This is a genomic window from Paenibacillus sp. FSL H8-0104, assembly GCF_038050215.1.
Taxonomy (GTDB): Bacteria; Bacillota; Bacilli; order Paenibacillales; family Paenibacillaceae; genus Paenibacillus; species Paenibacillus amylolyticus.
On record NZ_JBBOTC010000001.1, the window covers coordinates 6,078,614 to 6,096,302 of the forward strand.

Consider the following 17,689-nt stretch of genomic DNA (forward strand, 5'->3'; position numbering starts at 1 on the left):
TATCTTGTTCTGACTAACTTTTAGGCCGTTCTCCTGAGGAATATCTGAGAATTCCATTATAGATCGATGCAGCTACCTTGCGTTGATAAGCTTCGTCAGCAAGCATACGTGCCTCTTCCGGATGAGAAAGGAAACCCACTTCTACCAGCGCTGAAGGGATCTTCAGAGCCTGTAACAGATAAACCGTATTCACCGTTTTGGCGATTCGATCTGTATTCTCCAGATTACGAACCATCTCTTGTTGAAGCAGATTAGCCAAACCTTCGTTATCCGGATGGTTCGTTGTATAGAAAACCTGCGCTCCACTCCATCGGTTGGATGGGACACTGTTCATGTGAATGCTGATAAAGAGATCTGCTTGCTTATCCTCTATCCGTCGTACTCTTTGTTTCAGATCTTCCGTCTTGCGTTTGGAGTACCCCTTGGTGTCCGATTCCGCCAAATCAGTGTCTATTTCTCGTGTCATAACCACTAAGGCCCCTGCCTGTTGCAAATAATCTCTCACATACAGGGCGATAGACAGGTTGATATCTTTTTCAATAACCCCCTGTTTACTTACCGCTCCTCCATCTGGACCTCCGTGTCCTGCATCAATGGCAATGACTTTACCCGCCATCGGCAAACTCCAATAACCTGACGTCTTAGCGGAAGGCAGTTCATAGGACATTACCGCCACTAACATGGCCAGCAGACAGAGACTCAGCATGACCCTTTTGATTGTTTTTAGCCTAATCCAGACTACAAAGTGTTTCCCCATATTTTTACGCATAAAAAAACCACCTCGTCCCTATAAATGACTCTAATCATCTATATGGGACAAGATGGACAAATATACCGCTAGGACCGGACTTGCTCCGCCATTCCTTCAATCAGCACCTCAGCTACCTCAGGACGTGTAAATTCAGGTGGAGGGCACTGGCCGTCACGAAGCAACCCGCGTACTTTGGTGCCTGAAAGCGCCATATGATGTTCTTTATCATGTGGGCAAGTTTTGCTGGATGCCATGTTTCCACATTTGGTACAGAAGAAACTATGTTCGAAGAACAACGGAGTGATCCCCAGTTCCTCTGCTGTAAAGTTAGTAAATATCTCCTGTGCTTCATATGTTCCATAATAATCACCAACACCCGCATGGTCACGACCAACAATAAAGTGGGTACACCCGTAATTTTTGCGAACCATCGCATGGAAAATAGCTTCACGTGGACCGGCATACCGCATGGCTGCGGGGAACACACCAAGGAACGCACGATCAGCCGGGTAATAGTTCTCCAGTAATACCAGATAACTCTTCATCCGAACATCTGCGGGAACATCGTCCGACTTCGTCTCTCCAACAAGCGGATTCAGGAAGAGTGCATCTACAATCTCCATAGCGCTCTTCTGAATGTATTCATGAGCCCGATGGACCGGATTACGTGTCTGAAAACCAACTACGGTCTTCCAACCCTTCTCCTGAAAAATCTTCCGGGTATCTGCAGGATCATAATAGAATTCTTCGAATTTCGAAGGTTTTGGACGGTTCAACACTTGGATTGGACCTCCCACGTATGTTGCAGGACGCTCCAACAGTTTTTTAACACCCGGGTGCTCGGGATCATCTGTTTTGAATACACGCCGGGCTTCTTCGCCCTGATCCACCTGGTATACACTTTGGACTTCGAGCAATCCATAAGTGACTCCATCTTGATCACCAACAAGTTTCACGCGTTCACCAATCTGGAGGGATGCGGCTTGTTTATCGTCAACAGCAAGTGTAATCGGTATACTCCAGACTGTTCCATCGGCGAGACGCATGCGAGACACCACCGAAAGGTAATCTTCCTCATTCAAGAAACCTTGAAGTGGTGAGAACGCACCTACACCAATTAGATCCAAATCTGATATTGTCCAGGTATTAATACGCAAAGAGGATAAGTTTTTACTGTCTTGCAACAATTGCTCCCGTTCTTCTCCTTGTACGATACGCTGAACCAGCATACCTCCATGAGGCAGAATCGATGTCATCTTGTCAGCTCCTTGTATATCTATTATTTATGAAGGCCACATTCCGTTTTATCATTACCAGACCAGCGTCCGGCACGTGGGTCCTCGCCAGGCATAACTTGACGTGTGCAATGCTCACAACCAATACTTGGGTAGTTCTGATCATGAAGAGGGTTATATACAACGTTATTGTCACGAATATATTGCCATACATCCTCAGTCGTCCAGTGCGCAATCGGATTAAACTTCATCAGGCCAAATTTGGAATCATATTCAACCTTCTTTGAGTTTGCACGAGTTGGTGCTTGATCTCTGCGGATACCTGTAATCCATGCATCATACTGAGAAAGAATGCGTGTTAACGGTTCGACTTTGCGAATGTTACAGCACCCATTGGGATCAGACTTCCACAACTCTTCACCGTGCTCAGCTGCCTGCTCTTCTGGAGTAATCTTAGGTGACACACGTACAAATTCAAGGTTGTAGTTCTCCTGCATCTTATCACGTGTTTCGTATGTTTCTTTAAAGTGAAAATCTGTATCCAGATAAAAAATATCTGTGGATGGGCTGATTTTCTGCACCATATCTACAAGTACAACATCTTCTGCACCAAAGCTACATGCAAAAGTGATATTTGGGAATGTTTCAATAGCATACCGAATAATATCCTCTGGACTAGCATGTTCCAGTTCCTCTGCCTTCGTCCGTGCCAAATCTTCTTTCTCCAACAAGTTCATCTGTGAATTTCCCCCATTCTGCAATTCAACACATCTTAAAGCCGACTAATCTAATATGAATTATGTTTAGTATAAATCTTTCATTGGGGATGTCAATGCCTGCCATATGGTAAAATAAATCAGTTTTTGCCCATTACTTATCGTCGCTCTCAAACATTATTTTGGTTCAATTTATCCATTTCTCTGTTAATGAGATAAAAACAATGATATTGGCCCAGGTCATTAGACAGGTAAAAATACATCGCTTAGCCTGGGAAACCTTTGCTGTTACTGGGTTTGGACAGTTCTTGTCATCGAGAACTGCATCAAAAAAACACTGGGTGATTGAAAATGAAGGAAGAAAAGCTAAAGTTTTAAGGGGAGCAACGTTGCGAATTTTAGCTGTTGATATGTAAGGGACTTTTATCGTTTCCATAAGAAATACTGATAAGGTTTGCAATAAAGAATTAAGTGCAAAAACAGTAAGCCGAGTGCATTCAAGAAATCACGCATGAGTTCTAATCGATGATTATAAAAGAGCTGTTATAAAATGTGTGGTGAGCGATGGGTGAGAGCGTAAGAGCAAATTCAATGATATAAACGATTAGAGAGGTTCAGTAAGATGTAGATGTATCAACGTACATATTATAGGACTGTATTGAGGGACATTAAGAGCACATTGAAAAGGCAATGAAGGAAAAATGCAGAAGCTTGGGGAGAGACATCAGAGATATAAGAGCTATCGCACAAACTAATATAATATATGGCGTAATATTCATGAATATAAAAAAAAGCCTTTGACCGAGGCCAAAGGCTTTTAATATTAACGTTTGGAGAACTGAGGTGCGCGACGAGCCGCTTTAAGACCGTATTTTTTACGCTCTTTCATACGTGGGTCACGAGTCAGGAATCCTGCTTTTTTCAGGGATGCACGGTATTCCGGATCTGCTTTGAGCAGAGCGCGGGAGATACCATGACGGATTGCGCCGGCTTGACCGGAGATTCCGCCACCATGAGCAATAACAAGAACGTCATAGTTGTTGAGCGTTTCTGTCAAGTTCAGTGGTTGTTTTACGATCAGTTTGAGTGTTTCCAAACCGAAGTATTCATTAATATCACGTTTATTGATGACAATGCGTCCTTCACCCGGTACAAGGCGAACACGTGCTACCGAATGTTTACGACGACCTGTCCCATAGTATTGTACTTGTGCCATGAAACTGTCCTCCTTTTAATTAACCGCGAAGTTCGTAAACTTCTGGTTTTTGTGCTGCATGTGGATGCTCAGTGCCTCTGTACGCTTTAAGTCTCAACTTCATTTTCTCGCCCATGCGAGTTTTAGGAAGCATACCGCGAACAGCCAATTCCAACATACGCTCAGGTTTGTTTTTAACCATCTCTTCAGCTGTAGTTACTTTCAAACCACCTGGGTGCATTGAGTGACGGTAGTATTTTTTACCTTGCATTTTCTTACCAGTCAATACGATTTTCTCAGCATTGATGATAACAACGAAATCGCCAGTGTCCACATGTGGAGTGAATTGTGGCTTGTGTTTGCCGCGAATCAAAGCTGCTGCTTCGCTCGCCAAACGTCCGAGGGTTTTGCCTTCAGCATCAATGATGTGCCATTGGCGCTCAACTTCGTTAGGCTTCGCCATGTACGTAGTACGCATGAAAAGTTCCTCCTTAAAATGTTCAAAATCATCATTTTCATTTATCTTCGTTCGTTAAGTTATAACTTTAGGTGTTGATGGATTGTAAATTTGATGTGAACCTCTTAATTGGGGCTGTGGGAAAGCCATTAAGAAAACACAACTTTTATATTACATGATAGGAGATTAAATCGCAAGTGTTAATTAAGCTTTTCACTCACCAAATTTAATCTTTTTTGTATTCAAGATCCCAGAGCATTAAACCGCAGCTAACTGCAGTAGGTCCTGCAGCAGATCGATTACATGCAACAATCATATTTGGTACATCAGAGGCTTTCCGTTTGCCCTCTCCGATCTCCAGCAGTGTACCTACAATGATACGAACCATATGCTGCAAAAAGCCGTTACCACTCACATAAATGTGAATGACACCCTGATCGCGCGGATGGTCTCTGCACATTGATCGGTCCACTTCCATCCATGCTTCGTACACCGAACGGACATGATTCTCTTTCTGAGACTTGCGTGAAGCAAAAGAGGTAAAATCATACGTCCCTATGAAATGTCGTAAGCCCTCCTGCATTGCCATAATATCAAGCTTCGCATGATGATGATATTGCAGTCTTCTGTTGAATACATCCGGAAATTGATTCGCATTGACTGTATAACGATACGTTTTCTTTTTCGCTGCATAGCGAGAATGAAAATCAGCCGAAACTTCAATCGCATCAATAACGACAATATCGGAGGGTAATCTGGAGTTGAGTGCAATACACCAACGTTCAATCGGGATCTGGGACTCCGTAGGAAAATTGAAGATTTGTCTGCGGGCGTGAACACCTGCATCTGTTCGGCCTGAACCTGTAATTTTAACCTTCTCACCGGTTAAAGCACGAATCGCATCTTCAAGATGATCCTGAATGGTATTCCCACCCGGCTGTACTTGGAAGCCGAAATAGGCAGTGCCATCATAAGTTAACGTCATACATAAGTTCCGCATTATTACCACACCTTTGTTCCATACTATACATATCCCTATCCCGAACAGCAAAAGAAGCCCCTTACGGAGCTTCTATTACAGCACGAATTCCGAAATGAAGAGAAAAAAAGGGTTAATCCAGAATCGTTGATTCTGTCCCCTTTCCTCATCTCATCTGTTTTACGCGCGGTCTACCAGTTCCAAGTAAACCATTGGCGCTGCGTCACCACGACGAGGTCCCAGTTTCAAGATACGAGTGTATCCACCTGGACGCTCAGCGTAACGACCGGACAATTCGCTAAACAGTTTTTGGATTGCATCTTGCTCACCATCGATAGTTTCGCGGCGAACATAAGCTGCCACTTGGCGACGGGCATGAAGATCTCCCTTTTTCGCTTTAGTGATCAGTTTTTCAGCAATAGAGCGAACCTCTTTTGCTTTCGCTTCAGTTGTCTGAATGCGTTCGTATAAGAACAGGTCGGTTACCAGGTCACGGAACAAAGCTTTACGTGCGCTGGAATTACGGCCCAACTTTTGGTATGCCATTGTTTTCCCTCCTTCACTTCAAGCACTCGGCTGTCTATTCTTCTGTACGGAGTCCCAAACCAAGTTCCTCAAGCTTCTCTTGAACTTCTTCCAAAGACTTGCGTCCGAGGTTACGGACTTTCATCATGTCTTCTTCCGTTTTCGTAGTCAGCTCTTGCACGGTATTAATACCGGCACGTTTGAGGCAGTTGTAGGAACGAACAGAGAGATCCAGCTCTTCGATCGTCATTTCGAGTACTTTTTCTTTTTTGTCTTCTTCTTTTTCGACCATGATTTCTGCATCTTTCGCTTCGTCTGTAAGACCCACGAAGAGCATCAAATGCTCAGTCAAAATTTTAGCGCCGAGGCTTACAGCCTCTTCAGGACGAATACTTCCATCAGTCCAAACTTCCAACGTGAGCTTGTCATAGTTGGTCACTTGACCGACACGCGTATTTTCCACAGCGTAGTTAACGCGACTGATCGGGGTGAAGATGGAATCGACTGGGATGACGCCGATCGGCTGGTCATCGCGTTTATTCCGATCTGCCTGGACGTAGCCGCGACCGCGATTGGCAAAAATACGCATGTGAAGTCTCGAACCTGGTCCGAGCGTAGCAATGTGCAAATCCGGATTAAGGATTTCCACATCGGAGTCAGCACGGATATCTCCAGCCGTAATTGCTCCTTCGCCTTCAGCATCAATCTCGAGCACTTTCTCCTCGTCTGAATGAATCTTAAGCGACAAAGCTTTCAGGTTAAGAATAACCTCCGTTACATCTTCCATTACGCCAGGAACTGTAGCAAATTCATGCAGAACGCCATCGATTTGAACCGAAGACACTGCCGCACCCGGCAGTGACGAGAGCAAGATTCGGCGAAGCGAGTTTCCAAGCGTCGTACCGTATCCGCGCTCAAGCGGTTCTACTACGAATTTCCCATAGGTGCCATCATCGTTGACGTCTACCGTCTCAATTTTCGGCTTTTCGATTTCAATCACTGCAATACCCCTCCTTCAAAACGTCGGTCCTCTATGAAACATTTACCTTCTCTTGCGAAAACATGTAGTAGTATGCCTAAACAACCATTATTAGCAGATTGTGCCGGAAATATACCACACGCAGGGGCAAATCTCATTAGACACGACGACGTTTTGGAGGACGGCATCCGTTATGCGGGACTGGAGTTACGTCTTTGATCAGGTTAACTTCAAGACCAGCAGCTTGCAAAGAGCGGATCGCTGCTTCACGGCCTGCGCCTGGTCCTTTAACCATAACCTCAACGGCTTTCATCCCATGTTCCATTGCAGCTTTGGCAGCAGTCTCAGCAGCCATTTGTGCAGCAAACGGAGTCGATTTACGGGAACCTCTGAATCCGAGGCCGCCGGAGCTTGCCCACGAAATTGCGTTTCCGTGAGGATCCGTAATAGTAACGATAGTGTTATTGAAAGTGGAACGGATATGCGCCACGCCAGATTCAATATTCTTACGGTCACGACGTTTAGTACGTACGACTTTTTTCGGTTTAGCCATTTTCTCTTATCCCCCCTTATTATTTCTTCTTGTTCGCTACTGTACGACGAGGACCTTTACGAGTACGAGCATTCGTTTTCGTACGTTGTCCACGAACAGGCAGACCACGACGATGACGAACTCCACGGTAACAACCGATCTCCGTCAAACGTTTAATATTCAAAGAGATTTCTCGACGCAGGTCACCTTCTACTTTGACCTCTTTATCGATACTTTCACGCAATTTGCTGACTTCATCTTCCGTCAAATCACGAACACGAGTGTCCGGATTGATGCCTGTTGTGCTCAGAATTTTCTGGGAAGTCGTTTTACCGATTCCGAAAATATAAGTCAAGGCGATCTCAACGCGCTTATCACGTGGCAAATCCACACCAGATATACGTGCCATTTTACGCTACACCCCCTTCTTTAACCTTGTTTTTGTTTGTGTTTCGGATTTTCACAGATAACCATAACATTCCCTTTGCGGCGAATGACTTTGCACTTTTCGCAAATCGGCTTGACCGAAGGTCTTACCTTCATGTGAATTACCTCCTCAAAGTTTTGCTAAGCAAAACCCTCTTCGTAAGCATTGACCTTGTTCTACTATTGTAAAACCGGCTTCGAAGCTTTCGCAAGTTTTGCCGGGCAAAACCCGCTACATAAGCTTCACAGTTCATTGCAACTGTCTACTACTATTTACGGTAAGTTATGCGACCTTTTGTTAAATCATAAGGCGACAACTGAACAACTACTTTGTCTCCAGTCAGGATACGGATAAAGTGCATCCGCAGTTTTCCGGAAACATGAGCGAGAATTTGATGACCGTTCTCAAGCTCAACCTTGAATGTTGCATTCGGTAGCGGTTCGAGAACCGTACCTTCCACTTCAATGACATCTTCCTTAGCCATTAGTCAGTCTCCTTTCTCTTCAGCTTGAATGTTGGTGGATTCCAGAAATGAATGAACCGCGTAACGGAGCTTTCCATTTGTCACCCGACCACTCTCGTTTAAACTGTTCACAACCTCGCTGCTAATCATGGGCTGGAGCTCAAGATGAAGAAGATTCTTCTTCTTTGGTTGATCAAACTTACGTTTGTCTCCATCCGCAATATATACGAACTTACCGTCCGCTATAGCAACAATTACTGCGGCTTGGTCCGCATTGCGGCCTTTACGGATCTTCACAAGTTGACCGAGCTGCGGATTAGACTGACTGTTCATGCCTCATCACCTACGCATTCAGTTTCGTGAAAATTTCCATACCATCTGGTGTAACTGCTACGGTGTGTTCAAAGTGTGCACATAACTTACCATCAACCGTGACGACAGTCCAGTTATCTTCCAACGTTTTCACATACCGTCTACCTACGTTAACCATCGGCTCTATGGCCAGCACCATGCCCGCTTTAAGCCGTGGTCCCCGATCGGGAAGACCATAGTTCGGAATCTGTGGTTCTTCGTGCAGATCTGCGCCTATGCCGTGACCGACATATTCACGAACTACGGAGAACCCTTCATCTTCAATATATTTCTGAATCGCATGAGATATTGTAAACAAGCGAACGTCCGGTTTTACCAGCGCCAGACCTGCGTATAACGAAGCCTCGGTAACGTCCAGAAGACGACGGGCTTCTTCGGAAATACGGCCGACCGGATAAGTCCAGGCGGAGTCTCCATGATACCCCTGGTACTGCGCGCCAATGTCAAACGTAACGATATCGCCCTCGTTCAACTTGCGTTTGCCGGGAAATCCATGTACCAACTCTTCATTGACTGAAGCGCACACACTGGCAGGGAAACCGTTATAACCTTTGAAAGACGGCACAGCTCCTTGACTGCGGATATATTGATCAGCCATATGGTCAAGTTCTCCAGTCGTAATACCGGGAGCGATATGCTCTGCCAAGAGACGATGCGTTTCCGCAACAATTCTCCCTGCTTCCCTCATCAAGCCCAGTTCCGTTTCGGACTTACCAATGATCATCAATTAACCTCTCAGTAAGGACACGATTTCTTGAGAAACTTGATCGATATCCTGTTCTCCGTTCATTTGACGAAGAAGACCTTTAGTCTCATAGAACGTGAGGAGTGGTGCTGTTTTGTTGATATACTCGTCCAGTCGTGTACCTACACTCTCTTCATTATCATCAGAGCGTTGATACAACTCACCAGCGCATTTATCACAAATACCTTCCTGCTTAGGCGGATTGAATACCACATGATAAGTGGAACCGCAGTTTTTACAAATTCGACGACCCGTCAAACGAGCGAGCAATTTGTTGCGATCCACTTTCAGGTTGATTACATGATCGAGACCTGAGTTCAATCGATCCAGAATGCCATCGAGCGCTTCTGCTTGTGAAAGGGTTCTTGGAAATCCGTCCAAGAGGAAACCTTCTCTGCAGTCAGGCTGCTGCAAACGTTCTTCAACGATGCCAATGGTTACATCATCTGGTACAAGCAATCCTTGATCCATATATTCCTTGGCTTTCATGCCAATGGGAGTTCCCTGTTTGATCGCGAGACGAAATGCATCGCCTGTTGAAATATGGGGAATACCGAACTCTTTCACGATGACGTCTGCTTGCGTTCCTTTTCCTGCCCCCGGAGGGCCCATGAATAGGATGTTCACGTTATGTCACTCCCTCCAAGACTACCCTACATCAACAAACAGCACAATAGGTGCCGGCAAGTAAATCTTCACTCGACCGGTACCTATTGCCTATTTATTGATAAAACCTTTGTAGTGGCGTTTGATCAATTGGCTTTCGATTTGCTTCATCGTATCCAGCGCAACACCGATAACGATCAGGAGGGATGTTCCTCCAATTTGCGCAGATTGAGGCAAACCAGACAGTGCCCCCAAGATTACAGGCAGAACGGAAATGACTGCCAAGAACATGGCACCGGCCATTGTCAAACGAGTCATGACACGGGTCAGATATTTCTCGGTTGCTTTACCCGGGCGAATGCCTGGGATGTAACCGCCGTTCTTTTTCATATTATCAGCCATCTGCTGTGGATTCATCTGTACGAAAGTATAGAAGAATGTGAAACCGAAGATCATCACGACATACAACAACATACCCAGAGGTTTGTGTGTAGTCAGGTTCTGTCCGATCCACTGTGCCCAAAGGCGATCTGCCCAGAAGTTGGCGATGATCGTCGGGAACATCAACAGCGATGATGCGAAGATGACAGGGATAACACCTGCTGCATTAATTTTCAGCGGGATATGTGTATTCTGTCCACCGTACATTTTGTTACCTACGACACGTTTAGCGTACTGTACCGGAATTTTCCGAATCGCCTGCTGAATGTAAATGACCCCTATGATGATCAACACAATAACAATTGCGATGATAACACCTTTAAGAATATTCATAAACAGTTGGTCAGGTTGAATGAAGTCGGATTCGATCGTTTGTTTGATAATGTTAGGCACCGTAGATAGGATACCCGCAAAGATCAAGATCGAAATCCCGTTTCCTATGCCCTTCTCGGTGATCTGCTCACCAAGCCACATCAGGAATGAAGTACCGGCCGTAAGTACAATCGCGATCAAGATATAATCTGCAAATGTAGCGTTAGGAATCATGTCTGTATTGTACAAGCGGTTGAATCCGATCGACGTACCAAACGCTTGAATCAATGCCAGGCCAATCGTTAAATAACGGGTTAATTGTGCAGATTTCTTCTTACCTTGTTCACCTTGCTTTGCCCACTCCGCTAATTTAGGAATAACGTCCATGGAAAGCAACTGTACTATGATAGACGCAGTGATGTAAGGCACGATCCCGAGCGCAAATATCGAGAACTGGAAGAGCGCTCCACCCGAGAACGTATTGAGAAGTCCAAAAACTTCTTTACCCGCAGAATTTGTCGCTTCGAACACGTCTTTGTTAACTCCCGGTACGGGAACAAAGGAGCCGATGCGGTAAATGATCAGTACAAAAAGGGTAAATAATACCCTTTTGCGCAGATCTTCAACCCGCCAGATATTCTTTAGGGTCTTGAACATTAAATCACCTCGGTTGTACCGCCGGCAGCTTCAATTTTCTCAATAGCAGATTGAGAAAACTTGTTAGCTTTAACAGTCAGCTTCACAGTGACATCACCGTTACCCAGGATTTTGATTCCGGATTTAGCGTTTTTAACTACGCCGTTCGTCATCAAGAATTCTGGAGTTACTTCAGTACCCGCAGCAAAACTGTTCAGGTCTTCAGTATTCACAACTGCATATTCTTTGCGAGTTGGGTTTACAAAACCACGTTTTGGCAAGCGACGATACAATGGATTTTGTCCACCTTCGAAGCCTGGACGTACTCCACCGCCAGAACGAGAATTTTGTCCTTTGTGACCGCGACCTGATGTTTTACCTGTACCACTACTTGGACCGCGACCAAGACGTTTACGTTCTTTGCGGGATCCAGGAGATGGTGAAAGCTCATGTAACTTCATCGTTCGTTGCACCTCCTTAAAGATTTGTGGGATTAACCCGATATTAAGCTTCTACTTCTTTAACAGCAACCAAGTGGCTTACTTTGTTAATCATACCACGGATGGCAGGATTATCGTTTTGTACCACTTTGCTATTGATTTTGCGCAAACCCAATGTTTTCACAGTTGTTCTTTGCGTCTCCGGACGTCCGATCAAGCTGCGGACGAGGGTAATTTCTAATTTAGCCATGAGAATTCCCTCCTTAACCCAGAAGCTCTTCGACGGATTTTCCGCGCAGTTTAGCCACGTCTTCAGCACGCTTCAAACGGGACAAACCTTCCAAAGTCGCATTGACCATGTTCATGGAATTCGAAGAACCCAGAGATTTTGTCAAAATGTCACCTACACCAGCAAGTTCGAGAACCGCACGTACAGGACCACCAGCGATAACACCAGTACCTTCAGATGCTGGTTTCAACAGCACGCGTCCTGCGCCGAACTTACCTGTTACCAAGTGAGGAATCGATGTTCCTACGAGTGGAACGTGTACAAGGTTTTTCTTAGCGTCTTCAATACCTTTGCGAATTGCATCAGGTACTTCGCCCGCTTTACCGATACCAGCTCCAACCCAGCCGTTGCCGTCGCCGACTACAACCAGTGCGCTAAAGCTGAAACGGCGTCCGCCTTTTACTACTTTAGCTACGCGATTAATATTTACAACTCTTTCAGTCAGTTCCAAAGTATTCGGATCTACACGCAAGTCGTTAACCTCCTTTTGAAAAATATCTTAAAACTCAAGTCCTGCTTCACGAGCCGCTTCAGCCAATGCTGCGATACGACCATGGTACAGATAACCGCTACGGTCAAATACGATGTTGGAAACACCTTTATCTTTCGCACGTTTAGCAACGAGTTCGCCAACTTTACGAGCTGATTCAACAGATGCACCATTTTTGATGTCAGTGCTCAATTCTTTGTCTACGGTAGACGCGGAAGCGATTGTTACACCAGCAACATCATCGATGATTTGAGCATACATATGTTTACCAGAACGGAATACGTTCAAACGAGGACGTGCTGCCGTTCCTTGGATTTTCTTACGAACACGAAGGTGTCTTTTCAGACGAGCCTTATTTTTATCTGGTTTCGTAATCATCTCAAAGATTCACTCCTTTCAGGTTACCTCGCTGGCTTCAAAGCAGAAGCCACGGGGTATATTAGAAACACACGAAGCAAGCAAGCCGAAAGCCGCGCAAAGGCGGTAAGAGAAATCTTATTTCTTCTTACCGGCTTTACCTTCCTTACGGATGATACGCTCGCCTTCATATTTAATACCTTTACCTTTGTACGGCTCAGGTTCACGTACGGAACGGATTTTAGCAGCGTAAGCACCTACACGCTCTTTGTCAATTCCGCGAACGATGATTTTTGTATTCGAAGGTACTTCGAATTCGATTCCCGCTTCCGGTGTAATTTCAACCGGGTGAGAGTAACCAACGTTCAGAACGATTTTATCTCCGGACTTGCTTGCACGATATCCGACCCCAACCAATTCCAGAGATTTCGCGAATCCTTCAGTAACGCCGCTCACCATATTGTTTACAACGCTACGCGTTGTGCCGTGCAAAGAACGGTGAGTTTTGTTATCGGAAGGACGCACAACTGTGATTTCGTTATTTTCAACTGTAACCTTCATGTCTTTATGAAGCTCACGAGTCAAAGTTCCTTTAGGTCCTTTTACCGTAATAACGGTGTTGTCCAGGGTGATGTCTACACCACTTGGTACTGTGATTGGTTTGCGACCAATACGAGACATATGTTGCACCTCCTATCTTGTGACGTTATATTACCAAACGTAGCAAACGACTTCTCCGCCGGATTTCGATTGACGAGCTTCTTTGTCCGTCATGATACCTTTAGATGTCGAGATGATCGCGATTCCCAGGCCACCAAGTACACGAGGTACTTCGTTGCTTTTCGTGTAAACACGAAGACCAGGTTTACTGATTCTTTTCAGACCAGTGATAACGCGCTCGTTATTTTGACCGTATTTCAGGAAAACACGGATAATCCCTTGTTTGTTATCATCGATAACTTCAGCGTCACGGATGAAACCTTCACGCTTCAGGATATCGGCGATTTGTTTTTTCATTGTTGAAGCAGGCATTTCTACCGTTTCGTGACGAACAGTGTTCGCGTTACGAATACGAGTAAGCATATCTGCAATTGGATCAGACATAGTCATTGTGAGTTAACCTCCTTCCCGTTCAGGACTTTTTACCAGCTTGCTTTTTTCACGCCAGGGATCTGGCCTTTATAAGCTAATTCACGGAAACAAATTCTGCAAATTTTGAACTTTTGCAGGACCGAATGTGGACGTCCGCAACGCTCACAGCGTGTATATGCACGTACTTTAAACTTAGGTGTACGTTGTTGTTTAACTTTCATCGAAGTTTTTGCCACTTAGCCTGACACCTCCTAAATAATTTCGGAGAAAAGGGAGTCTTTCCAGACACCCGGAAACGTTATGCCAACATTACTTAACGAAAGGCATTCCCATTTGCGTAAGCAATTCACGGGACTCTTCGTCTGTTTTCGCCGTTGTTACAATGACAATATCCATACCGCGGACTTTATCAACTTTATCGTATTCGATCTCCGGGAAGATCAATTGCTCTTTCAGACCCAGTGTATAGTTACCACGTCCATCAAAAGCATTACTCGATACACCGCGGAAGTCGCGGACACGAGGAAGCGTTACGTTGAGCAGCTTATCTAGGAAGAAGTACATACGCTCACCGCGTAATGTAACTTTCGCACCGATAGGCATATTCTCACGCAGTTTGAAACCTGCGATAGATTTTTTAGCACGAGTGATTACAGGTTTTTGACCCGCGATCAGTTGCAAATCGTTTACTGCAGAATCCAACACTTTAGAGTTTTGGACAGCGTCGCCCACACCCATGTTGATAACGATTTTCTCGATTTTCGGCACTTGCATTACCGTTGTATAGTTAAACTTCTGCATCAAAGCAGGAGCGATTTCTTGCAGGTAACGTTCTTTCATTCTTGATGCCATGAATCATAGCCCTCCTTTCTCATTCGGTTCAATTAGTCGATAATTTCTCCGGAACGTTTAGCAACGCGCACTTTCTTACCGTTATCCAAAACTTTGTAACCTACACGGGTTACTTTTCCGCTCTTCGGATCGATGTGCATTACGTTGGAAACGTGAATCGGAGCTTCCTTCTCGATAATGCCGCCTTGCGGATTTTGCTGGTTAGGCTTCTGGTGTTTTTTCACCATGTTAACACCTTCCACAAGGACGCGGTTCTCACGAGGATAAGCAGCGATGACACGGCCTTTTTTACCTTTGTCTTTACCGCTGATCACCATAACCGTATCTTCCTTTTTAACGTGAAGTTTGTTGTTATGGGATTCCAGAACTTTTTTCACTCTTGGCATTTCGTACACCTCCTGTTTCTAACATCACGAGATTAAGCTTTAGATAACTTCTGGAGCCAAGGAAACGATTTTCATGAAGTCTTTATCGCGAAGTTCGCGAGCAACTGGTCCGAAAATACGTGTTCCACGTGGGCTTCTGTCGTCTTTTACAACAACCGCTGCATTTTCATCAAAACCGATGTAGGAACCGTCTTTACGACGTACAGAACGTTTCGTACGAACGACAACCGCTCTAACTACATCACCTTTTTTGACAACGCCGCCTGGTGTTGCTTGTTTAACAGAACAAACGATCAGATCACCGATTTGAGCTGTACGACGTCCCGTACCGCCGAGTACGCGGATACACATCAGTTCCTTCGCACCGGAGTTGTCGGCCACAGTCAAACGTGTAAATGGTTGAATCATTTAGTATTCCTCCTTTCAGCAATGCTGCTGATGCATTAGATGATAACCGCTTTTTCTACGATTTCAGTAAGTCTCCAGCGTTTATCTTTCGAAAGCGGACGAGTCTCCATGATTTTCACCGTGTCACCGATTTTCGCAGTGTTTTCTTCGTCATGCGCTTTGAATTTTTTAGTAACCTTAATGCGTTTATGGTACAAGTTGTGTTTTTTGTAAGTTTCTACAGCAACAACAATCGTTTTGTCCATTTTATCGCTGACCACTTTACCAGTTTGCACTTTACGTGCGTTACGTTCTTCGCTCATTGTTGGCCTCCTTCCTGATTACGGACGGATTGTCCATCCTATCCCTAATTAACCGATTCCCAATTCTCTCTCACGGATAATGGTTTTAGCACGAGCTATTTCTTTCCGCACATCACGGATGCGAGTCGGGTTATCCAGCTGACCGGTAGCTAATTGAAAGCGGAGGTTAAAGAGTTCTTCTTTAAATCCGGCAATCTTTTGCTCGATTTCAGCAGAGGTTAGGTTGCGAAATTCACTAGCTTTCATTTGCTTCACCACCCAATTCTTCACGTTTCACGAACTTCGTTTTGATTGGCAGTTTGTGAGCGGCAAGACGCATTGCTTCGCGTGCAATTTCCTCCGGTACACCAGCAAGTTCAAACATGATCTTACCTGGTTTCACTACTGCAACCCATTTTTCTACGTTACCTTTACCGCTACCCATCCGAACCTCGAGAGGCTTTTGAGTGATTGGTTTGTCTGGGAAAATTTTGATCCAAACTTTACCACCACGTTTGATGTAACGAGTCATCGCAATACGAGCCGCTTCGATTTGACGGTTCGTAATCCAAGCCGGTTCCGTAGCTTGCAGACCGTATTCGCCAAAGTTCAGAGTCGTTCCGCCTTTAGCTTGGCCTTTCATATGTCCACGTTGTTGCTTACGGTGTTTTACGCGTTTTGGTACCAACATGATTAGTTGCCTCCTTCCTTAGCAGCTTGTTTCTTAGCCGTAGGAAGAACCTCTCCACGATAGATCCATACTTTTACGCCGATAAGTCCGTAAGTAGTATGAGCCTCTGCTGTACCGTAGTCAATGTCAGCACGCAGTGTGTGCAGTGGAACAGTTCCTTCGCTGTAGCCTTCAGAACGTGCGATCTCAGCACCGCCAAGACGTCCGCCTACTTGAGTTTTGATACCTTTAGCACCGGAGCGCATAGTTCTTTGAATTGCTTGTTTCAGAGCACGACGGAAAGAAACACGACGTTCCAATTGTTGTGCAATGCTTTCAGCTACAAGAACAGCGTCCAAGTCTTGGTTCTTAATTTCAGAAATGTTGATGTGTACTTTTTTACCGCCAGCAATTTTCGTAATTTGGTTACGAAGATTTTCAACTTCCGAACCACCCTTACCAATAACCATACCTGGTTTAGCAGTGTGAATCGTTACGTTTACGCGGTTAGCCGCTCTCTCAATTTCTACACGAGATAAAGCGGAGTCTTTCAATTTATTTTTCAGGAATTCACGAATTCTCACGTCTTCCATCAAAAGATCACCGAAGTCTTTGCCTGCATACCACTTAGATTCCCAGTCACGGATAATTCCGACACGGAGTCCGACTGGATTTACCTTTTGGCCCACACATTTCCCCTCCTTCTACTTCTCAGATACCACCAAAGTAATGTGGCTAGTACGTTTGTTAATACGACTTGCACGTCCCATTGCACGAGGGCGGAAACGTTTCATTGTCGGTCCTTGGTTCACGTAAGCTTGCGAGATAACCAATTTGTTAACATCCAAAGAATAGTTATGTTCCGCATTCGCAATAGCGGAGTTAAGCAACTTCTCAACGATTGGAGAAGCAGATTTCGGAGTGTGACGGAGAATGGCAACCGCCTCACCTACTTGCTTGCCACGAATCAAGTCAACAACGAGTTGAGCTTTACGAGGAGCAATCCGGATAAACTTAGCATGTGCTTTTGCTTCCATTGTGTAACCTCCTTTC

32 protein-coding genes are annotated in these 17,689 nt (G+C 45.0%); 1 reads left to right on the forward strand and 31 read right to left on the reverse strand.

The window, feature by feature from the left end:
• Positions 1-13: 13 nt before the first annotated feature.
• The 3 genes from cwlD to NST38_RS26790 form a co-directional block, all read right to left on the reverse strand.
• A complete protein-coding gene (gene cwlD / locus NST38_RS26780) occupies positions 14-769 on the reverse strand; it encodes an N-acetylmuramoyl-L-alanine amidase CwlD (RefSeq protein ID WP_036607212.1) in 756 nt (251 codons plus the stop codon).
• A gap of 68 nt (positions 770-837) precedes the next feature.
• Positions 838-2,007: a sulfate adenylyltransferase gene (sat, locus tag NST38_RS26785; protein ID WP_341344190.1), complete on the reverse strand. Its 1,170-nt coding sequence runs from the start codon at positions 2,005-2,007 to the stop codon at positions 838-840.
• A 23-nt stretch (positions 2,008-2,030) separates the two neighbouring features.
• Complete coding sequence (locus NST38_RS26790) at positions 2,031-2,723, reverse strand: phosphoadenylyl-sulfate reductase (protein WP_076320297.1); 693 nt, start codon at positions 2,721-2,723, stop codon at positions 2,031-2,033.
• A 203-nt stretch (positions 2,724-2,926) separates the two neighbouring features.
• Here NST38_RS26790 and NST38_RS26795 point away from each other — a divergent pair, with 203 nt between their 5' ends.
• Entirely contained in the window at positions 2,927-3,118 is a 192-nt protein-coding gene (locus NST38_RS26795; RefSeq protein WP_338707122.1) for a hypothetical protein, read from the forward strand.
• Between the two features lie 407 nt (positions 3,119-3,525).
• Here NST38_RS26795 and rpsI read toward each other — a convergent pair whose 3' ends face one another.
• The 28 genes from rpsI to rplV form a co-directional block, all read right to left on the reverse strand.
• Positions 3,526-3,918: a 30S ribosomal protein S9 gene (rpsI, locus tag NST38_RS26800; protein ID WP_017692105.1), complete on the reverse strand. Its 393-nt coding sequence runs from the start codon at positions 3,916-3,918 to the stop codon at positions 3,526-3,528.
• A 19-nt stretch (positions 3,919-3,937) separates the two neighbouring features.
• A complete protein-coding gene (rplM, locus tag NST38_RS26805) occupies positions 3,938-4,375 on the reverse strand; it encodes a 50S ribosomal protein L13 (protein ID WP_024633564.1) in 438 nt (145 codons plus the stop codon).
• A 205-nt stretch (positions 4,376-4,580) separates the two neighbouring features.
• Positions 4,581-5,354 carry a tRNA pseudouridine(38-40) synthase TruA gene (truA, locus tag NST38_RS26810; protein WP_338707123.1) on the reverse strand — a complete coding sequence of 258 codons (774 nt, stop codon included), beginning with the start codon at positions 5,352-5,354 and terminating at the stop codon, positions 4,581-4,583.
• Positions 5,355-5,513: 159 nt separating this feature from the next.
• Complete coding sequence (gene rplQ, locus NST38_RS26815; RefSeq protein WP_017692102.1) at positions 5,514-5,879, reverse strand: 50S ribosomal protein L17; 366 nt, start codon at positions 5,877-5,879, stop codon at positions 5,514-5,516.
• A gap of 34 nt (positions 5,880-5,913) precedes the next feature.
• The gene (locus NST38_RS26820; protein WP_017692101.1) at positions 5,914-6,858 is read right to left on the reverse strand and encodes a DNA-directed RNA polymerase subunit alpha; all 945 of its coding nucleotides are present in this window, start codon (positions 6,856-6,858) and stop codon (positions 5,914-5,916) included.
• Positions 6,859-6,994: 136 nt separating this feature from the next.
• Positions 6,995-7,390 (reverse strand): 30S ribosomal protein S11, encoded by a 396-nt coding sequence (rpsK, locus tag NST38_RS26825; protein WP_017692100.1) that lies wholly within the window; start codon positions 7,388-7,390, stop codon positions 6,995-6,997.
• A 19-nt stretch (positions 7,391-7,409) separates the two neighbouring features.
• The gene (gene rpsM, locus NST38_RS26830; RefSeq protein ID WP_036607200.1) at positions 7,410-7,778 is read right to left on the reverse strand and encodes a 30S ribosomal protein S13; all 369 of its coding nucleotides are present in this window, start codon (positions 7,776-7,778) and stop codon (positions 7,410-7,412) included.
• A 20-nt stretch (positions 7,779-7,798) separates the two neighbouring features.
• Positions 7,799-7,912: a 50S ribosomal protein L36 gene (gene rpmJ / locus NST38_RS26835; RefSeq protein ID WP_003333770.1), complete on the reverse strand. Its 114-nt coding sequence runs from the start codon at positions 7,910-7,912 to the stop codon at positions 7,799-7,801.
• Between the two features lie 152 nt (positions 7,913-8,064).
• Positions 8,065-8,280 (reverse strand): translation initiation factor IF-1, encoded by a 216-nt coding sequence (gene infA / locus NST38_RS26840; RefSeq protein ID WP_017692098.1) that lies wholly within the window; start codon positions 8,278-8,280, stop codon positions 8,065-8,067.
• 3 nt (positions 8,281-8,283) lie between these two features.
• Positions 8,284-8,592, reverse strand: coding sequence for a KOW domain-containing RNA-binding protein (locus NST38_RS26845; protein ID WP_036607194.1), 309 nt, complete (start codon positions 8,590-8,592; stop codon positions 8,284-8,286).
• 10 nt (positions 8,593-8,602) lie between these two features.
• On the reverse strand, positions 8,603-9,355 hold the full coding sequence (gene map / locus NST38_RS26850; protein WP_036607191.1) for a type I methionyl aminopeptidase: 753 nt from the start codon (positions 9,353-9,355) through the stop codon (positions 8,603-8,605).
• Between the two features lie 3 nt (positions 9,356-9,358).
• Complete coding sequence (locus tag NST38_RS26855; RefSeq protein ID WP_036607188.1) at positions 9,359-10,003, reverse strand: adenylate kinase; 645 nt, start codon at positions 10,001-10,003, stop codon at positions 9,359-9,361.
• Between the two features lie 90 nt (positions 10,004-10,093).
• Positions 10,094-11,392: a preprotein translocase subunit SecY gene (gene secY, locus NST38_RS26860; protein WP_017692094.1), complete on the reverse strand. Its 1,299-nt coding sequence runs from the start codon at positions 11,390-11,392 to the stop codon at positions 10,094-10,096.
• On the reverse strand, positions 11,392-11,832 hold the full coding sequence (gene rplO, locus NST38_RS26865; RefSeq protein ID WP_017692093.1) for a 50S ribosomal protein L15: 441 nt from the start codon (positions 11,830-11,832) through the stop codon (positions 11,392-11,394). The genes secY and rplO overlap by 1 nt, the downstream gene beginning before the upstream one ends.
• Positions 11,833-11,875: 43 nt before the next feature.
• Positions 11,876-12,061: a 50S ribosomal protein L30 gene (gene rpmD, locus NST38_RS26870; protein WP_017692092.1), complete on the reverse strand. Its 186-nt coding sequence runs from the start codon at positions 12,059-12,061 to the stop codon at positions 11,876-11,878.
• A gap of 13 nt (positions 12,062-12,074) precedes the next feature.
• A complete protein-coding gene (gene rpsE, locus NST38_RS26875) occupies positions 12,075-12,572 on the reverse strand; it encodes a 30S ribosomal protein S5 (protein WP_017692091.1) in 498 nt (165 codons plus the stop codon).
• Between the two features lie 27 nt (positions 12,573-12,599).
• Complete coding sequence (gene rplR / locus NST38_RS26880; RefSeq protein WP_017692090.1) at positions 12,600-12,968, reverse strand: 50S ribosomal protein L18; 369 nt, start codon at positions 12,966-12,968, stop codon at positions 12,600-12,602.
• A 117-nt stretch (positions 12,969-13,085) separates the two neighbouring features.
• Entirely contained in the window at positions 13,086-13,628 is a 543-nt protein-coding gene (gene rplF, locus NST38_RS26885; RefSeq protein WP_017692089.1) for a 50S ribosomal protein L6, read from the reverse strand.
• A gap of 30 nt (positions 13,629-13,658) precedes the next feature.
• Entirely contained in the window at positions 13,659-14,057 is a 399-nt protein-coding gene (rpsH, locus tag NST38_RS26890; RefSeq protein ID WP_017692088.1) for a 30S ribosomal protein S8, read from the reverse strand.
• Positions 14,058-14,089: 32 nt separating this feature from the next.
• Complete coding sequence (locus NST38_RS26895) at positions 14,090-14,275, reverse strand: type Z 30S ribosomal protein S14 (protein WP_013312154.1); 186 nt, start codon at positions 14,273-14,275, stop codon at positions 14,090-14,092.
• A gap of 73 nt (positions 14,276-14,348) precedes the next feature.
• A complete protein-coding gene (rplE, locus tag NST38_RS26900) occupies positions 14,349-14,891 on the reverse strand; it encodes a 50S ribosomal protein L5 (protein WP_017692087.1) in 543 nt (180 codons plus the stop codon).
• Positions 14,892-14,923: 32 nt separating this feature from the next.
• The gene (gene rplX / locus NST38_RS26905) at positions 14,924-15,277 is read right to left on the reverse strand and encodes a 50S ribosomal protein L24 (protein WP_017692086.1); all 354 of its coding nucleotides are present in this window, start codon (positions 15,275-15,277) and stop codon (positions 14,924-14,926) included.
• Positions 15,278-15,316: 39 nt separating this feature from the next.
• Positions 15,317-15,685 carry a 50S ribosomal protein L14 gene (gene rplN, locus NST38_RS26910; protein WP_017692085.1) on the reverse strand — a complete coding sequence of 123 codons (369 nt, stop codon included), beginning with the start codon at positions 15,683-15,685 and terminating at the stop codon, positions 15,317-15,319.
• A 35-nt stretch (positions 15,686-15,720) separates the two neighbouring features.
• Positions 15,721-15,987: a 30S ribosomal protein S17 gene (rpsQ, locus tag NST38_RS26915; RefSeq protein WP_017692084.1), complete on the reverse strand. Its 267-nt coding sequence runs from the start codon at positions 15,985-15,987 to the stop codon at positions 15,721-15,723.
• A 48-nt stretch (positions 15,988-16,035) separates the two neighbouring features.
• The gene (gene rpmC / locus NST38_RS26920) at positions 16,036-16,233 is read right to left on the reverse strand and encodes a 50S ribosomal protein L29 (RefSeq protein ID WP_017692083.1); all 198 of its coding nucleotides are present in this window, start codon (positions 16,231-16,233) and stop codon (positions 16,036-16,038) included.
• Positions 16,223-16,657: a 50S ribosomal protein L16 gene (rplP, locus tag NST38_RS26925; RefSeq protein ID WP_017692082.1), complete on the reverse strand. Its 435-nt coding sequence runs from the start codon at positions 16,655-16,657 to the stop codon at positions 16,223-16,225. The genes rpmC and rplP overlap by 11 nt, the downstream gene beginning before the upstream one ends.
• A gap of 2 nt (positions 16,658-16,659) precedes the next feature.
• Positions 16,660-17,325, reverse strand: a complete 666-nt coding sequence (gene rpsC / locus NST38_RS26930) for a 30S ribosomal protein S3 (protein ID WP_036607182.1) — start codon at positions 17,323-17,325, stop codon at positions 16,660-16,662.
• Positions 17,326-17,340: 15 nt separating this feature from the next.
• Positions 17,341-17,673 (reverse strand): 50S ribosomal protein L22, encoded by a 333-nt coding sequence (gene rplV / locus NST38_RS26935; RefSeq protein ID WP_036607180.1) that lies wholly within the window; start codon positions 17,671-17,673, stop codon positions 17,341-17,343.
• Between the last annotated feature and the right edge of the window lie 16 nt (positions 17,674-17,689).